Origin of the sequence: Arthrobacter sp. CAL618 (genome assembly GCF_000468215.1) — a bacterium.
Lineage (GTDB): Bacteria > Actinomycetota > Actinomycetes > Actinomycetales > Micrococcaceae > Arthrobacter_D.
In genome coordinates this window covers 1-5,208 of the sequence record NZ_ASZW01000082.1, presented here as the reverse complement: position 1 = coordinate 5,208, position 5,208 = coordinate 1, and the positions used below count along the sequence as shown (strand labels likewise).

Here is a 5,208-nt window from a genome sequence, read left to right as displayed (position 1 = left end):
CGCGATCCTGTCCCGCACCCAGTTGCTGCTCGTCATCCTCGCCGGGCTGTTCGTCATGATCACGCTGTCGGTGATCATCCAGGTCGGCTACTTCAAACTCTCCGGCGGCAAACGGGTGTTCAAAATGGCTCCGCTCCAGCACCACTTCGAACTCAAGGGTTGGCAGGAAGTCACAGTTGTCGTCCGGTTCTGGATTCTTGCCGGGCTATTCGTGGCCACCGCACTCGGAATCTTCTACGCCGAATGGGTGGTGCTGATATGACCGGAACCATCCCCGCGGGTGCCCGTGACCTCGATTCCCTGACCACCTGGGATGCCGACTGGAAAGGGCTGCGGGTAGTAGTCACCGGCATCGGCCTGTCCGGGTTCTCCGTCGCCGATACGCTCATTGAACTGGGTGCCCGCGTGGTGGTAGTCGACGGATCCGATTCGGCCGAGAACCGCGCCAAGGCGGACACGCTGTCGATCGTCGGTGCCGTGGACGTCCTCCTCGGCGCCGAACACGCAACGAGAATTCCGCTCATCGATGGCAGCCAGCCCGATCTGGTGGTCACCTCACCGGGCTGGACCCCGCAGCAGCCGCTCCTCAGGGCCGCAAAAGACGCAGGAATCCCGGTCTGGGGCGACGTCGAACTGGCCTGGCGGGTCAGGATCCGCGAAGGCCGCCCCACCGCCGAGTGGCTGACCATCACCGGCACCAACGGCAAAACCACCACCGTCTCTCTGGTGGAGTCGATGCTGCTGGCCGCAGGCCTCCGCGCCGTCGCCGCGGGCAACATCGGTACCCCCATTCTCGACGCGATCCGTGACCCGCAAGGCTACGATTTCATCGCCGTCGAACTGTCCAGTTTCCAGCTGCACTGGACCGGGTCCATCTCGCCGCTGGCGAGTGTGTGCCTGAACGTTGCGGAGGACCACGTCGATTGGCACGGTGGGTTCGATCAGTACACCGCCGACAAAGCAAAGATTTACGCCAATACCAAAGTGGCTTGCGTCTACAACGCCGAACAGCCCGCCACCGAACGGATGGTCGAGGAAGCCGACGTCATCGAGGGCTGCCGAGCCATCGGTTTCACCACCTCAACGCCGGCAGTCAGCATGCTGGGAGTGGTCGATGACCTCCTGGTGGACCGCGCCTTCATCGAACAGCGCAAGGATTCCGCTGTTGAGCTGGCTGCGATCAAGGACCTGGGGGAGCTGGTGCCCCGCCACCTGGTGGCGAACGCCCTCGCGGCCGCCGCAATGGTTCGGGCAGCGGGCGTCGAGCCGGCAGCGATCCGCGCCGGGATCCGGAACTACCAGCCCACCGAGCACCGGATCCAGCTCGTCTCCTCGCGGGACGGAATCCTGTGGATCAACGACTCCAAAGCGACCAATCCGCATGCGGCAGCAGCGTCCCTTTCGGCCTTCCACTCGGTGATCTGGATCGCCGGGGGGCTCTCCAAAGGCGTCAACTACGACCAGCTGGTGCAGACGCACGCGCAGCGACTCAAGGCGGTGGTGCTGATCGGCACCGACAGCTCGGACCTGATCGGTTCATTGCGCCGACACGCTCCGGATGTTCCACTGATCGAAGTGGCCCCGGGAGAGACTGAAGATGTGACGTTGGCCGACGATTCCACCCTCGCGCCCCTGGGCGAGCGGGTGATGGAATCGGCGGTAAGGGAATCTGCGCGGTTAGCTGGCGACGGCGACACCGTGTTGATGGCCCCGGCGGCAGCATCCATGGATCAGTTTTCCTCCTATGCTCACCGGGGCAAGGCCTTTATCGAGGCCGTCCAAGTGATCGTGGAAGGGCAGGCGAAGACCGCAAAGGAGTTCTAATGGTCACCACGCCCACCCGGCCAGTCCGTCGGAAGCCGGTGATGCGTCAGCATTCCCGAACGCCCTCTGTACCCGCCTCACCCAACACCCCCACACCTTCCACCCCCTCCGCTGAGGGCAACGCCCCGGCGAAGAAGGGTCTCCGCGCCCGCTTCGGACAGTTCTGGACGTACCTCGAAGGCAGCGACAAGCAGGCCAGCGGCGCCAGCTACTACATGATCCTCGGGTCGGCCCTCGCACTGACGGCGATCGGTCTGATGATGGTGCTTTCAGCATCTTCGGTGGAAGCGATCGCCGAGGGCAGCAGCGAGTTCGACCTGTTCCTCAGGCAGGCCACGTGGGCCGCCGGTGGGCTGGTCCTGATGCTGCTCCTGTCACGGTTCGGTGCGCGCGCCTACCGCATGATGGCGTGGCCGGTGCTCGGCATCGCGGTAGTTCTTCTGGTCCTCGTACTTGCCATTGGCGTGAACATCAACGGCAACCAGAACTGGATTCAAATCGGCGGCTTCACCATGCAGCCCTCCGAACCGGCGAAACTTGCCCTCGCCATTTGGCTGGCCAGTGTTCTGGCCCGCAAGGGGCGGCTGATCCGCAACTGGAAACACGCGATGATCCCAGCCCTGCCCCTGGGTGGGCTCCCGATCGGGCTGGTCCTACTCGGTGGTGACCTGGGCACCGTGATCATCATGATGATGATTCTCGCGGCGGCGCTCTTCTTCGCCGGGGCGCCAATGAAAATGTTCACCATCGCAGGGATCGCTGGTATCGCCGGCGCAATCGTCATGGTGCTGGTGAGTGGCAACCGCAGCGACAGGATCACAGCCTGGCTGCGGCTCAGCTGCGATGACGGTCAGGACCTGTGTCTGCAGGCCGACAACGGGCTCTTCGCGCTGGCGTCCGGCGGCTGGTGGGGAGTCGGTATTGGGCAGAGCCGGCAAAAGTGGAACTGGATTCCCGAAGCCCACAACGACTTCATCTTCGCGATCATTGGTGAAGAGTTTGGGTTGGTGGGCACCCTGGTGGTGGTCATCCTGTTCGGGATCCTCGCCGTCGCAACCATCAGGGTTGCCCGACGCTACACCGACCCCTTCGTGCGAATCCTGCTCGGCTCCATTCTGGTGTGGCTGATCGGCCAGGCGTTCGTGAACATTGGGATGGTCACCGGCGTCCTGCCCGTCATCGGTGTTCCGCTACCCTTCATCTCCTACGGTGGGTCGGCGCTGACCTTCACCCTTGGGGCGGTCGGAGTCCTGCTGGCCTTCGCCCGCAAAATGCCCCCAGCACCAGATTCCGGCGCAGTAGCCGGGACCACTACAGATCCCCGTTCCACAGAAAGCGAACCAGCAGCCCGATGAGCACAAACCCCCTCTCGGTGGTCCTGGCCGGCGGCGGTACCGCCGGTCACATCAGTCCACTGCTGGCCATTGCCCATGCCCTGGCTGAACACGATCCTGACACCCGGCAGGTAGTTGTGGGGACTGCCGCGGGAATGGAGACACGACTGGTTCCGGCTGCGGGGTACCAGCTCGAGACGATTGACCGGGTCCCGATGCCTCGCCGCCCGTCGATCGACCTGGTGAAGCTCCCCACCCGGCTGATCCGCGCCGTCCGGCAGGCGCTGGGCGTACTCGACCGCGCGGAGGCCGACGTCGTCGTCGGCGTCGGCGGTTACGTCTCCACACCCCTGTACCTGGCTGCGTGGCGCCGGAAAATCCCGGTAGTGATCCATGAGGCGAACGCCCAGCCAGGGCTGGCCAACCGGCTCGGAGCGCGGATTGCCACCACTGTGGCGGTCGCCTTCAAGGGCACCGGCCTCCCCAAAGCTCAGGTGGTCGGCATGCCGATGCGACGCAGTATTTCCACCCTCCACCGTGCCACCTCCCGGGCTGCCGCCCGCGCTGCCCTTGGGCTGAACACCACCCAGCCCGCACTGATCGTGACCGGTGGGTCGTCAGGGGCTGTCAGCATCAACCGGGCCGTCGCCGCCGTGGTGCCCCTGCTCGCGGCCGAGGGAATCCAGTTGCTGCACATTACCGGAGGCGGCAAAGGTGTGACGGGCGCCGATGGGCGACCGCTCCAGGCCGAAGGCTACCGCCAGATTGAGTACGTCGACGATATGGAAACTGTCTACGCGGCCGCAGACCTGCTGCTGGCTCGTGCGGGGGCCGCCACCGTGTGCGAGGTGAGCGCCGTCGGGCTGCCCGCAGTGTTCGTCCCGCTGCCGCACGGCAACGGAGAGCAGCGCCGGAACGCGGCGGACCTGATCACCGCGGGGGGCGCGCTGCTGGTCGACGACGCTGCGCTGACGGCAGACTGGTTGACCGGACACGTGTTTCCGTTGCTGAAAAACCAGGCCGCCCTCGACGCGATGGCCGCAGCCAGCGCCCGGCTCGGAGTGCGTGACGCCGATACTCAGATGGCCCGACTCGTCGTCGCCGCCGGACGCGGGGCACAGTCATGACCGGAACCACCCTGACCCCCGCCGATCTCGGGCGGGTCCATTTCATTGGCCTTGGCGGCGCCGGCATGTCGGCAGTGGCCCGAGTGTTGCTGGGCCAGGGCGTTCAGGTGTCCGGATCCGACGCCGCGGACTCGCGGGGCCTGCAGGCCCTCGCTGCCCTCGGGGCGCGTACCGCCGTCGGCCAGCGGGCCGAGAATGTTGCAGGCGTCGACACGGTCGTGATCTCCACCGCCATCAGGGCGACCAACCCCGAACTGGTGGCCGCCCAACAACAGGGCCTGCGGATCCTGCACCGGTCCCAGGCCCTGGCCGCCGCGATGTCCGGCAGGGAAGTGGTGGCGGTCGCTGGTACCCATGGCAAAACCACCACCACCGCGATGATCACGGTGATGCTGCAGTCCGCCGGGTTCGACCCATCTTTCGCCATCGGCGGTGAGGTCGCAGCGCTTGGGGTCAACGCGGCCTGGGGTGATGGCGGCGTCTTTGTTGCAGAAGCCGATGAATCGGATGGCTCATTCCTCAACTACTCGCCGCAGATCGCTGTGGTGACCAATGTGGAGGCAGACCACCTGGACCACTACGGGACGGCCGCAGCGGTGTACGAGGTATTCGACCAGTTCGCCGCCCTGCTGCCCGCCGACGACGGCGTGTTGGTGACCTGCGTCGACGACGCCGGTGCGGCAGCCCTCGCCGGACGGGTCGGCGACACCCGCAGGATCAGGACCTACGGATACTCGCCGACGGCTGACGTGCGGATTGGTGCGACCCAGGCCGTGGGTAGTGCCTCCACAAGCATGCTGTCGTTCTCAGTGGACGGACTGGACAGCGAGCAGGAACTCCAGCTGAACGTGCCCGGTGAACACAACGTGCGGAACGCGGCAGCAGCATTCTCCGTCGCCCTCGAACTGGGCGTCGACCCCGCC

General features: G+C 65.6%; 4 protein-coding genes and 1 pseudogene. All 5 read left to right on the top strand.

Annotation, left to right across the window (positions count from 1 at the left end; all coding sequences use genetic code 11):
- Window positions 1–262 (top strand): annotated as a pseudogene (locus K728_RS23065) (phospho-N-acetylmuramoyl-pentapeptide-transferase); the annotation flags it as partial.
- Window positions 259–1,824 carry a UDP-N-acetylmuramoyl-L-alanine--D-glutamate ligase gene (murD, locus tag K728_RS0105105; protein WP_035747221.1) on the top strand — a complete coding sequence of 522 codons (1,566 nt, stop codon included), beginning with the start codon at window positions 259–261 and terminating at the stop codon, window positions 1,822–1,824. The pseudogene K728_RS23065 and the gene murD, both read left to right, overlap by 4 nt.
- On the top strand, window positions 1,824–3,179 hold the full coding sequence (ftsW, locus tag K728_RS0105100) for a putative lipid II flippase FtsW (RefSeq protein ID WP_019481338.1): 1,356 nt from the start codon (window positions 1,824–1,826) through the stop codon (window positions 3,177–3,179). The genes murD and ftsW overlap by 1 nt, the downstream gene beginning before the upstream one ends.
- Window positions 3,176–4,285: an undecaprenyldiphospho-muramoylpentapeptide beta-N-acetylglucosaminyltransferase gene (murG, locus tag K728_RS0105095; RefSeq protein WP_024476049.1), complete on the top strand. Its 1,110-nt coding sequence runs from the start codon at window positions 3,176–3,178 to the stop codon at window positions 4,283–4,285. Before ftsW ends, murG begins: the two co-directional genes overlap by 4 nt.
- Window positions 4,282–5,208, top strand: a 927-nt coding sequence (locus tag K728_RS0105090) for a UDP-N-acetylmuramate--L-alanine ligase (protein WP_024476048.1), incomplete at its 3' end; no start/stop codon positions are given. The genes murG and K728_RS0105090, both read left to right, overlap by 4 nt.

What these genes read in the sequence shown, in the direction of transcription:
- ftsW (WP_019481338.1), top strand. Translation starts at nt 1,824, where the DNA reads ATGGTCACCACGCCCACCCGGCCAGTCCGTCGGAAGCCGGTGATGCGT.
- murG (WP_024476049.1), top strand. Translation starts at nt 3,176, where the DNA reads ATGAGCACAAACCCCCTCTCGGTGGTCCTGGCCGGCGGCGGTACCGCC.
- murD (WP_035747221.1), top strand. Translation starts at nt 259, where the DNA reads ATGACCGGAACCATCCCCGCGGGTGCCCGTGACCTCGATTCCCTGACC.